General features: G+C 70.7%; 14 protein-coding genes. 4 read left to right on the forward strand and 10 right to left on the reverse strand.

Features of this window, described 5'->3' with window-relative positions; translation table 11 throughout:
- Positions 1 to 10: 10 nt before the first annotated feature.
- The 3 genes from rapZ to uvrA are packed head-to-tail and all read right to left on the reverse strand — an operon-like array spanning position 11 to position 5,699.
- Positions 11 to 886 carry an RNase adapter RapZ gene (gene rapZ, locus XM48_RS15270; protein ID WP_046456694.1) on the reverse strand — a complete coding sequence of 292 codons (876 nt, stop codon included), beginning with the start codon at positions 884 to 886 and terminating at the stop codon, positions 11 to 13.
- On the reverse strand, positions 883 to 2,805 hold the full coding sequence (gene uvrC / locus XM48_RS15275) for an excinuclease ABC subunit UvrC (RefSeq protein ID WP_046456695.1): 1,923 nt from the start codon (positions 2,803 to 2,805) through the stop codon (positions 883 to 885). The genes rapZ and uvrC overlap by 4 nt, the downstream gene beginning before the upstream one ends.
- Positions 2,805 to 5,699, reverse strand: a complete 2,895-nt coding sequence (uvrA, locus tag XM48_RS15280; protein ID WP_046456696.1) for an excinuclease ABC subunit UvrA — start codon at positions 5,697 to 5,699, stop codon at positions 2,805 to 2,807. Before uvrA ends, uvrC begins: the two co-directional genes overlap by 1 nt.
- A 129-nt stretch (positions 5,700 to 5,828) precedes the next feature.
- On the opposite strand from uvrA, the gene XM48_RS15285 reads away from it, so the two are divergent.
- Complete coding sequence (locus tag XM48_RS15285) at positions 5,829 to 6,239, forward strand: VOC family protein (RefSeq protein ID WP_046456697.1); 411 nt, start codon at positions 5,829 to 5,831, stop codon at positions 6,237 to 6,239.
- Here XM48_RS15285 and XM48_RS15290 read toward each other — a convergent pair.
- On the reverse strand, positions 6,206 to 7,000 hold the full coding sequence (locus tag XM48_RS15290) for a helix-turn-helix transcriptional regulator (RefSeq protein WP_052961559.1): 795 nt from the start codon (positions 6,998 to 7,000) through the stop codon (positions 6,206 to 6,208). The genes XM48_RS15285 and XM48_RS15290 overlap by 34 nt on opposite strands.
- Positions 7,001 to 7,015: 15 nt before the next feature.
- Positions 7,016 to 9,106, reverse strand: coding sequence for an excinuclease ABC subunit UvrB (gene uvrB, locus XM48_RS15295; RefSeq protein WP_046456698.1), 2,091 nt, complete (start codon positions 9,104 to 9,106; stop codon positions 7,016 to 7,018).
- A 55-nt stretch (positions 9,107 to 9,161) separates the two neighbouring features.
- Between uvrB and XM48_RS15300 the strand changes: the two genes are divergently transcribed.
- Positions 9,162 to 12,518: a BTAD domain-containing putative transcriptional regulator gene (locus XM48_RS15300; protein WP_046456699.1), complete on the forward strand. Its 3,357-nt coding sequence runs from the start codon at positions 9,162 to 9,164 to the stop codon at positions 12,516 to 12,518.
- 28 nt (positions 12,519 to 12,546) lie between these two features.
- Here XM48_RS15300 and XM48_RS15305 read toward each other — a convergent pair whose 3' ends face one another.
- A complete protein-coding gene (locus tag XM48_RS15305) occupies positions 12,547 to 13,371 on the reverse strand; it encodes an ABC transporter permease (RefSeq protein ID WP_046456700.1) in 825 nt (274 codons plus the stop codon).
- Positions 13,368 to 14,387, reverse strand: a complete 1,020-nt coding sequence (locus XM48_RS15310) for an ATP-binding cassette domain-containing protein (RefSeq protein WP_046456701.1) — start codon at positions 14,385 to 14,387, stop codon at positions 13,368 to 13,370. The genes XM48_RS15305 and XM48_RS15310 overlap by 4 nt, the downstream gene beginning before the upstream one ends.
- Before the next feature lie 153 nt (positions 14,388 to 14,540).
- On the opposite strand from XM48_RS15310, the gene XM48_RS15315 reads away from it, so the two are divergent.
- Positions 14,541 to 15,665 carry a serine hydrolase gene (locus XM48_RS15315; RefSeq protein ID WP_046456702.1) on the forward strand — a complete coding sequence of 375 codons (1,125 nt, stop codon included), beginning with the start codon at positions 14,541 to 14,543 and terminating at the stop codon, positions 15,663 to 15,665.
- A 67-nt stretch (positions 15,666 to 15,732) separates the two neighbouring features.
- Here the strand turns inward: XM48_RS15315 and XM48_RS15320 are convergent, their stop codons facing one another.
- On the reverse strand, positions 15,733 to 16,719 hold the full coding sequence (locus tag XM48_RS15320; protein WP_046456703.1) for a D-alanine--D-alanine ligase: 987 nt from the start codon (positions 16,717 to 16,719) through the stop codon (positions 15,733 to 15,735).
- Complete coding sequence (gene alr, locus XM48_RS15325; protein WP_046456704.1) at positions 16,716 to 17,855, reverse strand: alanine racemase; 1,140 nt, start codon at positions 17,853 to 17,855, stop codon at positions 16,716 to 16,718. The genes XM48_RS15320 and alr overlap by 4 nt, the downstream gene beginning before the upstream one ends.
- A gap of 87 nt (positions 17,856 to 17,942) precedes the next feature.
- On the opposite strand from alr, the gene murG reads away from it, so the two are divergent.
- The gene (gene murG / locus XM48_RS15330; RefSeq protein ID WP_046456705.1) at positions 17,943 to 19,019 is read left to right on the forward strand and encodes an undecaprenyldiphospho-muramoylpentapeptide beta-N-acetylglucosaminyltransferase; all 1,077 of its coding nucleotides are present in this window, start codon (positions 17,943 to 17,945) and stop codon (positions 19,017 to 19,019) included.
- A gap of 85 nt (positions 19,020 to 19,104) precedes the next feature.
- Here murG and ndk read toward each other — a convergent pair whose 3' ends face one another.
- Positions 19,105 to 19,521: a nucleoside-diphosphate kinase gene (gene ndk / locus XM48_RS15335; protein WP_046456706.1), complete on the reverse strand. Its 417-nt coding sequence runs from the start codon at positions 19,519 to 19,521 to the stop codon at positions 19,105 to 19,107.
- Positions 19,522 to 19,523: the final 2 nt, after the last annotated feature.

Genomic DNA, 19,523 nt, shown 5'->3' on the forward strand with positions numbered 1-19,523 from the left:
GGCCGGCGGACTACTCGCGACCGAGGTCGCGGTGGCGCAGACTCACGCTCACGCCGGGCACCCCGGCGAGGCGGTCTGCGAGCTCGCGGGCCATGGCGACCGAGCGGTGCTTACCGCCCGTGCAGCCGACCGCGAGCGACACATGTCGCTTGTTCTCGCGCTGGAATCCGGCGAGGACCGGTTGCAGCGCGGCGACGTAGTGCTCGAGGAACTCGGCCGCCCCCTCGCGGCTGAGTACGTAGTCCTTCACCTCGGCATCGACGCCGGTGAGGGGGCGGAGCTCGGGCTCCCAGAACGGATTGGGGATGAAGCGCATGTCGACCATCAGGTCGACGTCGGTCGGAGCCCCGTACTTGAAGCCGAAGCTCTGCACCGACAGCTGCAGGCCGGGTGTGTCCTCTGCTGAGAACATCTCTCGCGTGGCCGTCGACAGGTCGTGCACGTTGTAGCGCGAGGTGTCGATGACGACGTCGCTGGAGGCGCGCAGCTCCTGCAGCCGCTCGCGCTCGAGCCGGATGCCGTCGAGCAGGCTGCCTTCGGCCTGGAGCGGGTGCGGGCGTCGCACCGCCTCGTAGCGACGCACCAGGATGTCGTCCGTGGCGTCGAGGAACACGACGCGGACGGTCGCGTGCTCGCGGAGCTCGGCGACGGTCTGCTGGATGTCGTCGAACAGGTCGCGCCCGCGCACGTCGATCACGGCGACGATCTTGGGCAGTGCGCCGCCCGATCGATCGGCCATGTCGGCCAGCGTCTTGAGCATGGGGAGCGGGAGGTTGTCGACCACGTACCAGCCGAGGTCTTCCAGGGCGTTCGCGACCGTGGACCGGCCGGCCCCCGACATTCCGGTGACGATGAGGATCTCTTGTCCGGGTGCGTGCTCGCTCACTCGCCGTCCTCCTCCGATGTCTCAGCCGATTCTCCGCCCACCAGCTTACCGGCTGCTGGGGCATGCACGTGCCGATGGATCTGCTCGGCGAGCTGATCCCCCACTCCGGGGGCGCTCGCGATCTCCTCCGGGCTCGCGGCGCGGAGCCGCGCGACCGACCCGAAATGCTTGAGCAGCGCCTGCACCCGCTTGGGCCCGAGCCCCGGGATCTCGCTGAGCTGGCTGCTGATGGCGGTGCTGCGCCGCTGCCGCTGGAAGGTGATCGCGAAGCGGTGGGCTTCGTCTCTGATGCGCTGCACGAGGAACAGGGATTCGCTGGTGCGGGGCAGGATCACCGGGAACGGATCGTCGGGCAGCCACAGCTCCTCGAGCCGTTTGGCGACCCCGCAGAGCGCCACGTCGGTGATGCCGGCCTCGCGCAGGGCGCGCTGCGCGGCCGCGACCTGCGGCTCGCCGCCGTCGACGATCAGGAGCTGGGGCCGGTCCCGGTACCTCCCGCTGGGCGGCTCCCCCGCCTCGGCCGCGGCGTTGAGCTGAGCGGCTCGGCGCGAGACGACCTGGTAGATCGAATCGGTGTCATCGGTCGTCTGCTCGATGCGGTACTTGCGGTAGGCGCCCTTCGCGGGAAGGCCGTCCTCGAACACCACGAGCGAGGCGACGACGCCGGTGCCCTGCAGGTGCGAGACGTCGATGCACTCGATGCGCAGCGGCGCCTCGCCCATGTCGAGCCCCTCCTGCAGCTCGGCGAGCGCATCGGTGCGCGCGGTGATGTCGGCCGCGCGCTTGAGCTTGTGGCGCAGTAGATTCTCGCCCGCGTTCAGCAGTGCGCGATTCATGAGCTGCGCCTTGTCGCCCCGCTCGGGCACCTGGATCCGCACCTTGCCGCGGCGCGGGCGGTTCGCCCGGAGCGCCTCTTCGAGCGCGGGCAGGTCGGCGGGCATGGTCGACACGAGAATCGTCGCGGGGGCTTCGTGACCGTCGTCGTAGGCGGACTGAATCACCTGCTCGAGGAGCGTCCCGGGCGAGTCGTCCAGTTCGACGTCGACGATCCAGCTCCGCTCGCCGCGAATGCGTCCGCCGCGGATGATGAACTGATGCGCCGCGGCCGAGAGCTCGTCGGACTTCAGCCCGAACACGTCGAGCTCGACGTCGAGGCCGAGCACGATCGCGTTCTTCTCGAGCACGTGCTCGACCGCGTGCACCTGGTCGCGCAGGCGCGCGGCGTCCTCGTAGCGCTGCTCGGCGGCCGCGTCGCGCATGGCGTGCTGCAGCTGCTTGAGGTGGCTGGTGTCGCCGCCGGCGAGGAACGCGACGAGTTCGTCGACCCGTTCCCGGTGCGCTTCCATCGTGATCTTGCCCGAGCAGGGTCCGTTGCAGCGGCCGATCTGCCCGGCGAGGCAGGGTCGACCCGAGTCCATCGCCCGCTTGTAGTCGGCGTCGTTGCAGGTGCGGATCGGGAACGCCTGCTGCAGCAGGGTCGTGGTCTCGCGGAGCGCCCAGACCTTCGGATAGGGCCCGAAGTACCGGGCGCCGCGGATCTTCTCGTTGCGCGTGATGATCAGGCGCGGAGCGTCCTCGCGCAGTGTGACCGCGAGGTAGGGGTAGGTCTTGTCGTCCTTGAACTGGACGTTGAACGGCGGCTTGTACTCGGTGATCCAGGTGTGCTCGAGCACGAGCGACTCGGTGTCGGTCGCGACGACCGTCCAGTCGAGCTGCGCCGCGAGGGTGAGCATGCGCTGGGTCCGCGGCATGAGCGCGTGCATCGGCTGGAAGTAGTTCGCGAGACGGGCCCGCAGGTTCTTCGCCTTACCGATGTAGAGCACGCGCCCGTGCCGGTCCGAGAACCGGTAGACGCCGGGCGTGGTGGGGATCTCACCCTGCGCCGGTCGGAACGCCGCGCGGTGATCGCCCTCGATCATCAGTGCTTCGCCAGCATCTCGGCGAGGAACTGCCCCGTGTAGCTCTCCTCGACCTTCGCGATCTGCTCGGGCGTGCCGGTCGCGAGGATCGTGCCGCCGCCGGAGCCGCCCTCGGGTCCGAGGTCGATGATCCAGTCGGCGCTGCGGATCACGTCGAGGTTGTGCTCGATCGTGATGACCGTGTTGCCCTTGTCGACCAGGCCGTTGAGCACGAGCAGCAGCTTGCGCACGTCCTCGAAGTGCAGACCGGTGGTGGGCTCGTCGAGCACGTAGATGCTGCGCCCGTTGGAGCGCTTCTGCAGCTCGGTCGCGAGCTTCACGCGCTGCGCCTCGCCGCCCGAGAGGGTGGTCGCGCTCTGGCCGAGCCGCACGTAGCCGAGTCCGACGTCGACGAGGGTCTTGAGGTAGCGATGAATGCTCGAGATCGGTTCGAAGAACTCGGCGGCCTCGGCGATCGGCATCTCGAGGACCTCCGAGATGTTCTTGCCCTTGTAGCGGACCTGCAGGGTCTCGCGGTTGTAGCGGGATCCGCCGCAGACCTCGCACGCGACGTAGACGTCGGGCAGGAAGTTCATCTCGATCTTGATCGTGCCGTCGCCCGAGCAGGCCTCGCAGCGGCCGCCCTTGACGTTGAAGCTGAATCGGCCGGCGAGGTATCCACGGGTCTTGGCCTCGGGCGTGTCGGCGAAGAGCGTACGGATCTTGTCGAAGACGCCCGTGTAGGTGGCCGGGTTGGAGCGCGGGGTGCGCCCGATGGGCGCCTGGTCGACGTGGACGACCTTGTCGAGGTGCTCGAGTCCGGTGACGCGGGTGTGCTTGCCGGGCACCATGCGGGCGCCGTTGAGCTGGTTGGCGAGTACCCGGTAGAGGATGTCGTTGACGAGGGTCGACTTGCCCGAGCCGCTGACGCCCGTGACCGCGGTCATGATGCCGAGCGGGAAGGTCGCGTCGACGTTCTGCAGGTTGTTGGAGCGGGCCCCGACGACCTTGAGCTCGCGGCCGCGCTCGCGCTTGCGCCGCTTCTTGGGGGTCCCGATGGCGCGCCGACCCGCGAGGAAGTCGCCCGTGATCGATTCCCGGTTGTCGAGCAGCGAGGCGTAGTCGCCCGAGTGCACGACGGTGCCGCCCTCGACGCCCGCGCCGGGCCCGATGTCGACAATCCAGTCGGCCGCCTCGATCGTCTCCTCGTCGTGCTCGACCACGATGAGCGTGTTGCCCAGGTTGCGGAGCTTGACCAGCGTCTCGATGAGGCGCCGGTTGTCGCGCTGGTGCAGGCCGATCGACGGCTCGTCGAGCACGTACAGCACACCGGTGAGGCCGGAGCCGATCTGGGTCGCGAGGCGGATGCGCTGGGCTTCGCCGCCCGACAGGGTGCCCGCGGCGCGCGCGAGGGTGAGGTACCCCAGCCCGACCTCGATGAGGAAGTCGAAGCGGAGCCGGATCTCCCGCAGCACCTGGGCCGCGATCTTGGCCTCGCGCTCGGTGAGCTCGACCTGCTGGAAGAAGCGCTGCGCATCGCTCAGGCTGTAGTCGCCGACGCTCGCGATGGACTCGCCGTCGATGGTGACCGCGAGGACCTCGGGCTTGAGCCGCTGGCCGTTGCAGGCGTGGCAGGGCACTTCGCGGAGGAACTCGGCCCAGCGTTCGCGGCGGTTGTCGGATTCCGCCTCGGCGTACTGGCGCTCGATGAACGGGATGACGCCTTCGAAGCCCGAGCTGTACTTCACCTCGCGACCGAAGCGGTTCTTCCAGCGCACGTTGACCTTGAAGTTGTTGCCGTAGAGCACGGCGTCGCGCACCTCTTCGGGCAGCAGGCGCCAGGGCGTGTCGAGCGTGAAGCCCAGGTCGCGGGCCAGCCCGATGAGCAGCTTCTCGTAGTACTGGTAGAGGCTCTTGCCCTGGCTGGTCCAGGGGACGATCACGCCCTCCTCGATCGACAGGTCGGGATCGCCGAGCACCAGGTCCTCGTCGACCGACATGCTGGTGCCGAGCCCCGAGCAGGTGGGGCAGGCGCCGAAGGGCGCGTTGAATGAGAAGGTGCGGGGCTCGATCTCGGTGAGGGAGACGGGGTGCCCGTTGGGGCAGCTCAGCTTCTCGCTGAACGTGCGGCTGCGGTCGGCGGCGCCCGCCTCGCGGTCGACGTAGTCGATGGTGACGAGTCCGTCCGCGAGCTTGAGCGCCGTCTCGAGCGAGTCGGTGAGGCGACCGAGCCCGTCGGGGCTGGCCACGAGGCGGTCGATCACGACCGAGATGTCGTGCTTGACCTGCTTCTTGAGGGTCGGCGGGTCGGAGAGCTGCACCATCTCGCCATCGACCAGCGCACGGGAGTACCCGCCCGCCGCGAGGTCCTGGAAGAGGTCGACGAATTCGCCCTTCTTCTTGCTGACGATCGGCGCGAGCACCTGGTAGCGGGTGCGCTCGGGCAGCTCCATGAGCGTGTCGGCGATCTGCTGCACGGTCTGCGACGCGATGCGCTCACCGCACACGGCGCAGTGAGGCACGCCGACGCGCGCCCAGAGCAGACGCATGTAGTCGTAGATCTCGGTGATGGTGCCGACGGTCGAGCGCGGATTGCGGTTGGTCGACTTCTGGTCGATGGAGACCGCGGGGCTCAGACCCTCAATGAAATCGACGTCGGGGCGGTCGACCTGCCCGAGGAACTGACGGGCGTAGGCGCTCAGGCTCTCGACGTAGCGGCGCTGGCCCTCGGCGAAGATCGTGTCGAATGCGAGGCTCGACTTGCCGCTGCCCGAGAGGCCGGTGAAGACCACCATCGAGTCGCGGGGAATCGCCAGATCGACGTTGCGCAGGTTGTGCACCCGCGCGCCCTGCACACTGATGTGCGCATGGGCCGAGCTGGAGCGGACTGGGGTGGTTTCGCGCTTCGAGGTCACCCGACTATCTTATCGAATCCGAGCCAGATATTCGAATACATGTACGAACGGAAGCGTGCGCCCCCGCGCTTCCGCCCCGTGTCCGATTCGTTCAAGACGGGACCGGGTCGACGCTCATAGGCTGAGCGCATGACACTCGCATTCGACTTCATCGGCATCGTGACGGCGGACCTCCCAGCGTCCCTCAGTTTCTACCGCACGCTCGGCCTCGACATCCCTGATGGGCAGGACGATGCGCCCCACGTCGAGACGGTGCTGCCCGGCGGCATGACGCTCGCCTGGGACCCGGTCTCGACCGTGCGGTCGTTCCGCCCGGACTTCGAGCTGCCGACCGGCGAGAACCGAATCGGCTTCGCGTTCAGCGCGGCAACGCCGGCCGAGGTGGATCGCGTCTATGCCGAGATCGTGGACCGGTTCCCCGCCGCGGCGTCGATGGCTCCGTGGGATGCCCCGTGGGGGCAGCGCTACTCGACGGTGCTCGATCCCGACGGCAACTCGATCGACATCTACGCGCCGCTCGCCGCCGAGCCCGCGGTCTGACCCCCGTCGGTGCGGTTCCGGGACGGAGCCGCACCGACGTTCGCCGCGACGAATCGCGCCGGCGTGGTTCCGACGATGCGGCCGAACTCGCGTGTGAGGTGGGCCTGGTCGCTGTAGCCGGTGCGGGTCGCCGCGGCCTCGACGGCGATCCCGGCATCGAGCAGACCGCGCGCGCGTTCGGCGCGCAGCACTCTGCGCAGCGCCGTGTAGCCGTAGCCGAAGTGCTGCAGCATACGGCGCTGCAACTGCCGTTCGGAGTAGCCGAGGCGCGCGGCCGCTTCGGTGACGGTCGCACCTCGTCGGGCCATGCGGAGCGCCTCGGCGGTCCAGTCGGGTGCGCCGAGTTCGAACGGTTGCGCGGAGCGGGCGCGGAGCGCGATGCGCGGGTCCGTGCCGGGCCGCTCCCCCGCTGCGGTTCTGACGGAATCACCGAGTGCGCGCAGGAGTCGTTCGCCACGACGTCGCACCTCGGGTGCCAGCGCGTCGGCTGCGGGTACCAGGCTGTCGCGCAGTTCGGACGCATCGAGTTCGAGCGCCCGGCCGGCGAGTCCGGGTGCGAAGCGGAGCCCGATCGTTGCGCCGTGGATGCTGCCGCTGCCGAGGAGCCAGCGCGTCGATGGGCCGGCGACCACGAGTTCGTCGTCCCGCAGGATGATGTCGGCGCTGCCGTCGGCGGGGATCACCGTGGGCGCACCGACGCCGACCGAGCGCTCGGAGCGCCAGAGCACTCCGAGCCCGGGGAGCTCGACTTCGCGGTACACGGCGGCGCCTCTGCTCTAGCGGTGCCCGGCCTGGTCCATGCTGCGCAGTTCGCGCTTGAGTTCGGACACCTCGTCGCGGAGGCGCGCCGCGAGCTCGAACTTGAGCTCCTCGGCGGCGGTGAGCATCTGCTGGGTGAGGTCGGCGATGAGCTCCTCGAGCTGGGCCGCACCCTCGCCCGCGATCGCTCCGGCCCGCGCCGCAGCCTTGCCCTTCGCCCGCTGCGGCGAGACCGCCTTGCGCTGCGCGTGGGCGCCGGTGCGCGAGAGCACGTCCTCGGTGTCGGCCGCCTCGCGCGCGAGGAGCTCGGTGATGTCGCCGATCTTCTTGCGCAGCGGGGTCGGGTCGATGCCGTGCTCGGCGTTGTAGGCGAGCTGCTTCTCGCGGCGGCGGTCGGTCTCGTCGATGGCCTCGCGCATGGAGCGGGTGATCTTGTCGGCGTACATGTGCACCTCGCCCGAAACGTTTCGGGCGGCGCGGCCGATGGTCTGGATGAGCGAGGTCGAGGATCGGAGGAAGCCCTCCTTGTCGGCATCGAGGATCGAGACGAGCGACACCTCGGGCAGGTCGAGGCCCTCGCGCAGCAGGTTGATGCCGACGAGCACGTCGAAGATGCCCGCGCGCAGTTCGGTGAGCAGCTCGACGCGTCGAAGGGTGTCGACGTCGGAGTGCAGGTAGCGGACCCGGATGCCGGCCTCTTCCATGAAGGTGGTCAGCTGCTCGGCCATCTTCTTGGTGAGGGTGGTGACGAGCACGCGCTCGTCGCGCTCGGCGCGGATGCGGACCTGCTCCAGCAGGTCGTCGATCTGGCCTTCGCTCGGCTTCACGACGATGCGCGGATCGATGAGCCCGGTCGGGCGGATGATCTGCTCGACGATGCCGTCCGCGCGTTCCATCTCGTACTTGCCAGGGGTCGCCGAGAGGTAGACGACCTGGCCGACCCGTTCCTGGAACTCGGAGAACTTGAGCGGCCGGTTGTCGAGCGCGCTCGGCAGGCGGAAGCCGTGCTCGACCAGGGTCCGCTTGCGTGAGGCATCGCCCTCGTACATCGCGCCGATCTGCGGCACCGTGACGTGCGACTCGTCGATGACGACGAGGAAGTCGTCGGGGAAGTAGTCGAGCAGGCAGTGCGGCGCCTCGCCGGGCTGCCGGCCGTCGATGTGACGCGAGTAGTTCTCGATGCCCGAGCAGAATCCGATCTGCTCCATCATCTCGAGGTCGAAGGTGGTGCGCATGCGCAGGCGCTGCTCCTCGACGAGCTTCGTCTGCTCCTTCAGCTCGCGGGTGCGCCAGTCGAGTTCTTCGGTGATGGTGCCCATGGCGCGGTTCATGACCTGACGGCTGGCGACGTAGTGGGACCCCGGGAACACCGACACCGCGTCGACCTGGCGGATGACCTCGCCCGTGATCGGGTGCAGGTAGTGGAGCGCCTCGATCTCGTCGCCGAAGAACTCGATGCGGATCGCGTTCTCCTCGTACATGGGGATGATCTCGACCGTGTCGCCGCGCACGCGGAAGTTGCCGCGCACGAACTCGATGTCGTTGCGCTGGTACTGCATGTCGACGAAACGCCGCAGCAGCACGTCGCGGTCGAGGCGGTCGCCGACGACCAGCGGCACCATCGCCTCGTAGTACTCCTCGGGCTTGCCGAGACCGTAGATGCAGGAGACGGTGGAGACCACGACCACGTCGCGCCGGCTCAGCAGCGCGTTCGTGGTCGAGTGCCGCAGACGCTCGACCTCGGCGTTGACCGACGAGTCCTTCTCGATGAAGGTGTCGGTCTGCGGCACGTAGGCCTCGGGTTGGTAGTAGTCGTAATAGCTGACGAAGTACTCGACCGCGTTGTTGGGCAGCAGGCTGCGGAACTCGTTCGCGAGCTGCGCCGCGAGGGTCTTGTTGTGCGCGAGCACCAGCGTGGGACGCTGCACCTCTTCGATGAGCCACGCCGTGGTCGCCGACTTGCCCGTGCCCGTCGCGCCGAGCAGCACGACGTCGGTCTCGCCGGCGTTGATGCGCTGCGCCAGCTCGGCGATCGCCTGCGGCTGATCGCCGCTCGGCTCGTATTCGCTGATGACCTCGAACGGGCGCACACTACGTGTCGGTTCCATGCGTTCGAGGCTACTCCGTACCACTGACATCGAGGCCCTGGATACACTCGACCCCATGCGTTCCGAGTCTCCCCGTCTCGCGGTGCTCGGTCCCGTTCGACTCGACGGCCGGGATCCCGGCGGCCCGATGATCCGGGCGCTCCTCGTCGCCCTCGCCCTCGAACCGGGCGGCGCTCCCCGTTCGGTCGATGCGCTCTCCGCCGATATCTGGGGCGACGACCTCCCGCACAATCCGAAGGCATCGCTGCAGAGCCTCGTCTCCCGAGCACGAGCCGCCGGCGACGGCGGCATCATCACGACCCTCCCGGGCGGATACGCCCTCGAGCGTTCCTGGAGCGACGGCGCGCGGAGAATCCCCGGGGCGCGCAGCGATCTCGACCTCGCCCGCGATGTCGTGGAGCACCCGGACGGCGGCGGCCGCAGCGTCCGCGATCCGGCCGACCGGGTGCGGGCCCTCGACGCGGCACTGATGCTCTGGACCGGGGAACCCGGCCATGACCTCGCCGACTCCCCCGTCGCGGAGGACCTCCGGGTCGCAGCCGCCCGTCTGCACGACCGTCTGCGCACCGAACGGGCGCGAGCGCTCGCGACGACCGGGCGAACCGACGACCTCGACGCGGCAGCGCGCGAGCTCCGCGCGCTGCTCCCGGAGCACCCGCTCGACGAGCAGCGGCACGTCGAACTCATGGAACTGCTCGTCCGCGCCGGACGCGCCGCCGACGCGCTCGCGGTCCACGCGGAGTTCCGCACGCGTCTCCGCGACGAGCTCGGCGCTTCGCCGAGCACCGCGATCACCGAGCTCAATGCCCGGATCCTGCGCGGCGAGGGTGGACCCGACGCGCCTCGCGACCGTCCCGGAAACGCCTCCGCCGAAGCCGCGAGCGGCGCGGCGGGCGGCACCGCCCGCAGGGATCCCATCAGGATCGGGCTCCCCGTCGCCCTGAGCCCGCTCATCGGCCGCGACTCCGATATCGACGAGACCTCCGCGCTGCTCCGCGCCCACCGGCTCGTCACCGTCCTCGGGGCCGGCGGCCTCGGCAAGACCCGCCTCGCCGCAGCCGTCGCCACGGCCTCCGACGCTCCGTCCGTCGTCTTCGTGCCGCTCGCGGGCGCACGCGAATCCGCGGACGTGCTCCCCGCCATCGGCGGAGCGCTCGGCATCAGCGAGACCACCACGAGCACGCGGCTCGCCGACGCCCGCACGCAACCGGACCTCCGCCAGCGCGTGCTCTCCGCACTCGGCGAACGCGACACCCTGCTCGTCCTCGACAACTGCGAGCAGATCGTCTCGGGCGTCGCGTCGTGGGCGGCCGACGCGCTCGCCACGGTGCCCGGTCTGCGGATCCTCACGACGAGCCGCACTCCGCTCGCGCTCGCATCCGAGGTCTGCCGTCCCCTCGACCCGCTCGCCTACGACGAGGTCACCGGATCCGCGGTCCGGCTCTTCGTCGAGCGCGCCCGGGCCGTCAGACCGGGCGCGGATCTCCCGCTCGACGTCGTCGCCCGCCTCTGCGCGCGCCTCGACGGCCTCCCGCTCGCGATCGAGCTCGCGGCCGCGCGGATCAGGACCATGAGCCCGGCGCAGATCGAGGCCCGGCTCGAGGATCGCTTCGCGCTGCTCACCGTCGGGGACCGCGCGGCACCCGAGCGGCACCGGACCCTCCAGGCCGTGATCGAGTGGAGCTGGGAGCTGCTCGAACCCGTCGACCGCCGTGCTCTGGCGATGCTCTCAGTGCTGCCGGGCGGCCTCTCGCTCGAGACCGCGATCGGCGTCCTGCGCTCCGGTGGCGTGTGCGCGAGCGAGACCGAGGTCGACGAGGTCCTCGACCGGCTCGTCTCGCAATCGCTGCTCGTGGTGTTCGAGGACGCGGGATCCGGCACGATCCGCTTCCGCATGCTCGAGACGGTCCGCGAGTTCGGCCTCGCCCGGCTCCGGCTCGACGGTGTCGAGGACGCGGCCTGGGACGCGGTGCTCGGCTGGGGGCGCGGTTTCGCGGACGCACGATCCCCGGGGATCTTCGCGCTGCCCGGATCGCTCGGAGCCCCGGCCTACCGGGTGATCCGGGCCGAGCAGGACAACCTGCTCGCGGCCCTGCGCCGCGCGGTACGCGACGACCGCCGCCGGGAGGCGGTGCTGCTGCTCGGCGTGCTGGCGCAATCCTGGACGGTTCGCGGCGCGTTCACCGAGTTCACCCGCACCGCGTCCGAGGTCTTCGACGTCATCGCGCGCGCCGCACGCCGGACGGACGGCGCCGATGTCCCGGGCGACGCGCTCGCGCTCTGCCTGGCCACCTGCGCGGTCGGCCTCGGCAGCACCGATCCCGGCCGCGCCGTTCGCGCCATCGCGCTCCTGCGCCGGCTGTGCCGCCGCGATCCCGCGCTGAGCCCGCTGTGGCAGGGCGTCTCGCACATGCTCGAATCCGGGCTCGATGCCGACGCCACCCGCACCGAGCTCGAGACGCTGCGGGCCGGCCCGGACGCCGACGCCCGACTCTTCGCCGAGATGCTCGTCGCGCAGCTCGCGGAGAACGACGGCGATCCGGAGACCGCGCGCATCGCCGCCGAGCGCACCTGGCGGCTCGCGACGGCCGATGACGAACCGTGGATCGCGGCCATGGCCGCCCACTCGCTCGCGCAGCTCGCCAGCCAGTCCGCCCGGCCGGCCGAGGCGCTGCACTGGCTCGACATCGGCACCGCCGGGTTCGAGGACTTCGGGGCCGAGGACGAGATGGGCGAGCGCGGTTGGCTCCGCGGCCTCGCGCTGATCTCGCTCGGACGCGCGGACGAGGCCGAGGCGATGTTCCGAGACCTCACCGGCGCGGTCGATCGCACCGACGACGGCATGGGCCTCGCATCGATCGGCTGGTTCGGCGTCGCCGAGATCGAGCGGTCCCGCGGACGGTTCGGCGACGCGATCGTGAGCTTCGGCCGTGCCATCTCCGAGTTCCGCGAGAACGATCAGCGCGCATCCCCCTGGTACCTGATCGCGCTGGCGGGCTACGTCTCGGCCGCCTGCATCGACGGCTCCCTCCCGTCCACCGAGCAGGCCCGGCTCGCCGCGAAGCTGCGCTCCCGGACCATCGCGGTGCAGCGGCTCCTCGTGCTGCAGCGCTTGCGCTCCGTCTACGTCGATCGCCCGGTGCTCGGCACCGCGCTCACCGGTTGGTCGTCCTGGGCCATCGGGATCCCCGAGTTGCGGGAGCGCGGCCTCGAAGCGCTCGCCCTCGCCGAGCTGCTGGGCGCGCGCCAGGATCAGCCCTGCCTCGCGCTCGAACTGCACCGCGCGCGTGCCGCACGCCTCGTCGGAGCCGATGCGGTCGAGCGGGCGCGCGGCCGGGCGCGCGCGCTGAGCACGGACGAACGGGTGCCCCGAGCATTCACCGTGCTCGGGGCACCCGTCCCGTCGGTCTGATCCGGATCCCGGAATGCCGGATCCCGGCTCAGGCTTTGCGCATGTAGGCCCTCACCGTCAGCGGGGCGAAGATCACGACGATCACCGCGGCTCCCAGCAGCGACACCCAGAGGTCCGCACCGACCGTGCCGGAGTTCGCGAGGTCGCGCACCGCGGTGACGAGGTGCGACACCGGGTTGATGTCGGCGAACCAGCGCAGCCAGTCGGGCAGGGTGTTCGCCGGTACGAAGGCGTTCGACAGGAACGTCAGCGGGAACAGGATCAGCATCGAGATGCCCTGCACGCTCGACGCGGTGCGGGCGATCACACCGAAGAAGGCGAAGATCCAGCTGATCGCCCACGAGCAGGCGATCACGAGCAGACCGGCGAGCACGACCCCGCCGAGGCCGCCGCCGGGCCGGTAGCCCATGAGAAAGCCGACGAAGAAGGTCATGGTCGTGGCGATCGTGTAGCGGACCGTATCCGCGAGCAGCGCCCCCGAGAGCGGGGCGATGCGCGCGATCGGGAGCGAGCGGAACCGGTCGAACACGCCCTTGTCCATGTCCTCGCGCAGCTGGGTGCCGGTGACGACCGAACCCGTGATCACGGTCTGCACCAGGATCCCGGGGATCAGCAGCGGCAGGTACTTCTGCACGTCGCCGGAGATCGCACCGCCGAAGATGTACGCGAACATCAGCGTGAAGATGATCGGCTGGACCGTGACGTCGACGAGCTGCTCCGGCGTGCGGCGGATCTTGACGAGCCCGCGGTAGGCCATCGTGAACGTGTTCGCGATGGACTGGCTCAGGCTGGTGTGGTTCTTGAGATCCCGCTCGGCGGCGGGGACGATGCGTTCGAGGGTGGCGGTGCTCATGCTCGGACCTCCTGGAGTTCGGCGGCGGCCGATTCCGCCTGGTCGGCGGCATCGTGCCCGGTGATGGCGAGGAAGACCTCGTCGAGGGTCGGCTTCTGCACGCTCATCTCGACGAGGGGGATCCCCTCCTCGCGAAGGGTGATCAGCAGATCGGCGACGCGGTCCGCGTCGGCCATGGGTGCGGTGAGGCGGGATCCTTCAGGCGACGGTGCCGCGGTGACGCCGAGCACCCGCTGGATCGCGCGTGCGGCGGTCTCCAGGTCGGATCCGAGCACGGCTCCCCCGTCGCGTCCGCCGATGCGCAGCTGCAGCGATGAGGTACCAACCGAGCTCTTCAGCTCGTCCGGCGTGCCCTCGGCGACGACACGGCCGCGGTCGATCACGGCGATGCGGTCGGCCAGCTGATCGGCCTCATCGAGGTACTGCGTCGTGAGCAGCACGGTCGATCCGGTCGCGACGAGCTCGCGGATCGTGTCCCACATCTGCCCACGGGTGCGGGGGTCGAGGCCGGTGGTGGGTTCGTCGAGGAAGATGAGCGGCGGCTGCGCGATGAGCGAGGCCGCGAGATCGAGCCGGCGGCGCATGCCGCCCGAGAACTTCTTCAGGGGGCGCTTCGCCGCCTCGGTCAGGCCGAAGCGCTCGAGCAGGTCGACGGCCTTCGCTCGGGCTTCGATCCGCGAGAGGCCGAGCAGGCGTCCGAAGATGATCAGGTTCTCGGTGGCCGACAGCGTCTCGTCGACCGACGCGTACTGGCCGGTCACGCCGATCAGCTGCCGCACGACCTGCGGCTCGCGGACGACGTCGTGTCCGAATACCCGGGCGCTGCCGCCGTCGGGACGGAGCAGCGTCGCGAGCATGCTGATGGTGGTGGTCTTGCCTGCGCCGTTCGGGCCGAGCACGCCGTAGATGGATCCCGCGGCCACGCGGAGGTCGACGCCGTCGACCGCCCGGTTGTCGCCGAACACCTTGACGAGCCCATCGGCCTCGACGGCCCATTCGTTCAGTAGTGATGTCATGCGGCAAGCCTCGCGGGGGCCGCTGTCACCGCGCTGTCGCGCCGCTGTCACGGGCTGCCGTGCACGGTCTTGCCCGGCCGCACCCGGCTCCGGACCGCCGCCGCGCGAGAACTCGGGCTGGCGCACGGGGCATCGAGGTGCTTCGATGAGGCCATGACGTCGATCGCCTCGCGTCTCGGACGCACCCCGCTGCTCGTGCTCGTCCTGCTGCTCGCCGCGTGCTCCGGCGCGCCCGCCGATCCGCCGCCCACGTCCTCCGCATCGGGATCCGGAGTGCTGCCGAGCGAAGATCGTCTGCGGGCCGCGCTCGAGTCCGCACTGGCGGGTTCGGGCGTGCCCGGCGGCGCGGTCGTCGTCACCGATGCCGACGGCGGCTCGGCGACCGCGGTCTTCGGCGAACGCGCCCCCGGTGAACCGGTGACGGCGGACACGCGCTTCGCCTACCGGAGCATCACCAAGTCGTTCGTGGGCACGGTGATCCTGCAGCTCGCCGACGAGAAGCGGCTGTCGCTCGACGATCCGGTGTCGAAGTACGTCGCCGGGGTCCCGAACGGCGACCGGATCACCATCGCCGAGCTCGGCGACATGCGGTCCGGGCTCGCGAACTACTCGGCGCAACCCGGCCTCGGCGCGATGCTCAGCAAGGATCCGGCCCGCGACCCGAAGACCTCGGAGCTGCTCGCGCTCTCCTACGCCGTGAAGCCCGTCGCGCCCGGCACCGCCTACGAGTACTCGAACACGAACACCCTGCTGCTCGGCGAGGTGATCCGGAAGGTCACCGGGGACGATTGGGCCACGGCCGTCGATCAGCGTCTGCTGCGCCCGCTGAAGCTGGAGAGCGTGCGCACCGGTTTCGTCGCGGGGAGCGAGAACGCGGCGGGATTCCAGCTCGCCGACGGCAAGATCGTCGAGCAGCTGCCCGTGGTCGCACCCGGGTGGTTCGGAGCGGCGGGCGCGCTCACCGGCAACGCCGCCGACCTCGCCACCTGGGGACGGTCGCTGGGTTCGGGGTCGCTCGTCTCGCAGGACGCCCAGCGGTGGCGCCTGGAGCAGTTCGGCTCGACCGCGGACGACCCGGCGAGCCCGCTCTACGACGACTACGGCTTCGCGATGGGCCGCATCTCGGACTGGATCGGCCACACCGGCACAGGACTGGGCTTCCAGGGCCTCGTCATGTACGACCCCGCGACGCAGCACGTCATCGCGGTGCTGATCAACGGCACCGGCGAGAACCCGGATCTCCCCGTCACCGTGTTCCAGGCGGTGCGGAAGCTCTAGCTCGGGCGACCTGCCCGGGTTCCGAAGGAGATCCGGGTTCAGAAGGACGGATCGTCCCCGAACTCTCCTATCGAAGCCGGATCTCCTCCAGAACCACCGCGATCAGCTCCCCCACCAGCCCCGCGTAGTCGAGCCCGACCGCGGCGTACATGCGCGGCACCTGCGACTGCTCGGTCATGCCCGGCGAGGTGTTGACCTCGTTCAGCACCACCCCGTCGTCGGTCGCGAAGAAGTCGAAGCGCGCGACCCCGGCGCAGCCGAGCGCCTCGTAGAGCAGCACGGCGGCCTGCCGGATCGCGCCCTCCTCGCGCGGATCGAGCGACGCGGGGATCCTGAACTCCGCACTTCCGTCGTATTTCTCGGCCCGGTCGAACACCCCGCCGGGAACCACCCCGATCTCGAGGGTCGATCCGACTCGCAGTCCACCGGACGCGTCCCGGAACACGGCGATGTCGACCTCGCGGCCGCGCACGTATTCTTCGACCAGCACCGTATCGCCGTAGGCGCGGGCCTGCTCGACGGTCGCGACGAGGTCGGCGCGGTCCGCGACGACGAAGACCCCGTTGCTCGATCCCCCGGTGGTCGGCTTCACGACGAACGGCGGCCTGAACTCCGAGGCGAACGCGGCCCCGACGGGCGCCGCCCAACCGCCGGCCAGCGCGCCGCGGGAGGTGGCGATGCCGAGGTCGTCCGCGACGAGCTTCGTCGCCCACTTGTCCATCCCGAGCGCGCCCGCCCGCACCGGGGATCCGACGAACGGGATCCCGGCCATGCGCAGCAGCCCGGCGATCGCGCCGTCCTCGCCGTCGACGCCGTGCAGCACCGGGAACGCGAGATCGCAGTCCGCGATGCGCCCGAGCGCCGCGTGCGCCGGCAGCCGCTGCCCGTCTTCGGCGAGCCAGTGCCCGTCCCGGGCGATCGTGAGCGGAACCGCTTCGAATCCGAGGGCCGCGACAGCCCGGACGACGGACGCCGCCGAGGCGATCGACACCTCGTGCTCGTCGCTGGTCCCGCCGCCGATCACGGCGACTCGGGTGGTGGGGGTCTGCGTCATGCTGCTGCTCCTTGCGCGTGGTTCGAGGGTTCGATGGTGCGATGGATCCGCGGGATCCGGCTCCCGAGCCGGGTCACGATCTCGTGCGGGATCGTGCGCGCCCAGGCGGCCCACTCGGCGACGGTGGGTTCGCCCTCCGCACCGGGACCGAACACGGTCACCTGCTCGCCCGGCTGCAGCTGATCATCGCCCGTGTCGACGACGACCATGTCCATCGAGAAGCGTCCGACGAGCGGCCTCCGACGTCCGCGCACGAGCACCTCCGCGCGGCCGGACGCCTCGCGGGGCAGCCCGTCGCCGTAGCCGACGGGGAGCAGCGCGAGGTGGGTGCGATCCGACGCGACGAAGTCGAGGCCGTAGCCGACACCCGTGCCGGCGCCCACCTCGCGCGAGGACACCACTCGTGAGGTGAGGGTGAGCGCGGGCTTCAGGAGGTCGGTGCTCGCCGACGGGTCGATCCCGAACAGTCCCGCACCGATCCGGTGCACGCCGAACCCGCCGCCCGCACCGGTGAGCGTCGCGGCCGTCGCGGCGAGGTGCGGCACGGCCGGCGCCAGCCCGCGCCGCGACGCGGTCCGGATCGCGTTCGCGAACACCAGCCGCTCGCGCGCGTTCTGCGGGTCCGCGGGGTCGTCGGCGCACGACATGTGCCCCATGATCCCGACCACCCGCACCGAGCCCGACGCCTCGACCTCGCGGGCGAGCGCGCAGAGCGGTGCCCAGTCGGCCGCGGCGCAGCCGTCGCGGGCCATGCCGACGTCGATGTGCAGGTGGATCCGCGCGGGCGACCCGGCGCGCACCGCACCGCGAACCACCGCCGCCAGCAGTTCGACGCTCGGTACCGCCAGGTCGATACGCCGCCGCACCGCCTCCTCGAAGTCCGCCTCGGGCGTGTTCAACCAACTGAGGATCGGCGCGTCGACGCCGCCATCGCGCAGCGCCACGGCCTCATCGATCGAGGTGACGCCGATCGACTTCGCGCCGGCCTCGAGCACCGAGTGCGCGATGGCGCCGTGCCCGAACGCGTCGGCCTTCAGCACGGCCATGAGCCGATCGCCGGTCAGGCGCGCGAACGCGGCGGTGTTCTCGCGGATCGCGTCGTCGTGCACGATGAGTTCGGAGACGGTTGGCTGCATGTGCAGCAGTCAAGCGGGTTCGATGTTGCCGCAGCCTATGCCGCTTTCGATACGCGGACGGTACGTCTCGCTTCATAGGCTGGCGCCATGACCCGCTATCTGCTCGCCGGCGGCGGGACCGCCGGCCACGTCTCACCGCTGCTCGCGGTCGCCGACCGGATCCGAGAACGCGATCCCGGGGCGTCGGTCCTCGTCCTCGGCACCGAGGAGGGGCTCGAAGCACGTCTGGTCCCGCAGCGCGGGCACGAGCTCCGCACGATCCCGCGGGTACCGTTCCCGCGCAGGCCCGATCTGCACGCCGCACGGTTCCCGGCGCGATTCCGACGCGCGGTCGCACTCACGCGCGAACTCCTGCGCGAAGAGCGCATCGACCTGCTGATCGGCTTCGGCGGATACGTCTCGGCCCCGGCCTACGTCGCGGCCCGGCGGGAGCGCGTGCCCTACGCGGTGCACGAGGCGAACGTCCGGCCGGGGCTGGCCAACGTCTGGGGCGCCCGCCGCGCCGCAGCCGTCGGCACGGTCTTCCCCGGGACTCCGCTGCGCGGTGCCGAGGTCGTCGGCATGCCGCTGCGCGCCGAGATCGCGTCGCTCGACCGCGCGGCCTCCCGCGCGGAAGCCGCCGAGGTCTTCGGACTCGATCCGCACCGCCCGGTGCTGCTGGTGTTCGGCGGCTCGACCGGCGCGCGCCGGATCAACGACGCCTTCGCGGCGTCCTGGCCCGCGATCGCCGCCGCGGGGTGGCAGCTCCTGCACGTGACCGGCGAGCAGAAGATCGACGAGGTGGGCGCGAGCAGCGCCGACGCCCGCGCGGTGGTCCCCTATGTCGATCGGATGGACCTCGCGTACGCGCTCGCCGATCTGGTCGTGTGCCGCTCGGGCGCGGCGACCGTGAGCGAGATCAGCGCACTCGGTATCCCGGCGGTCTACGTGCCCTACGCCGTCGGGAACGGCGAGCAGGCGCTCAACGCCCGCGCCGCGGTCGAGGCGGGCGGCGCCGTGCTGCTCGCCGACGCGGATCTCACTCCGGACGCGGTGGACGAACGGATCGTGCCGCTGCTGCAGGACGCGGATCGGCGCCGGCGCATGAGCGCGGCCGCCTCAGTGCTCGGCGTGCGGGACGCCGCCGGCCGGATGCTCGCGCTCGCCGAGCGTGCGCTCGGCTAGGCCCTCCTGACGAAGCGAACGCGCCCGCCTCCGCTCCGCGTACGGAGGAAGAGGGGCGCGCTCGACGTGCGGAGCGGCGGTCGACTCAGGCGAACCAGAGCGCGAGCTCGCGGGCGGCCGACTCGGGCGAGTCGGACCCGTGCACGAGGTTCTGCTGCACTTTGAGGCCCCAGTCGCGGCCGAGGTCGCCGCGGATGGTGCCGGGTGCCGCCGTGGTCGGATCGGTGGTGCCCGCGAGCGAGCGGAAGCCCTCGATGACCCGGTGGCCCTCGGCGCGGATCGCGACCGTGGGGCCCGAGCTCATGAACTCGATGAGGGGCTCGTAGAAGGGCTTGCCCTCGTGCTCGGCGTAGTGCGCGGCGAGCAGCTCGCGATCGGCGTCCACCAGTCGGAGGTCGACCAGACGGTACCCCTTCGCCTCGATGCGGCGCAGGATCTCACCGGTCAGGCCACGGGCGACGCCGTCGGGCTTCACCAGGATGAGGGTCTCTTCTGCGGACATGC

The sequence above is a fragment of the Leucobacter sp. Ag1 genome, assembly GCF_000980875.1.
GTDB classification, from domain to species: domain Bacteria; phylum Actinomycetota; class Actinomycetes; order Actinomycetales; family Microbacteriaceae; genus Leucobacter; species Leucobacter iarius.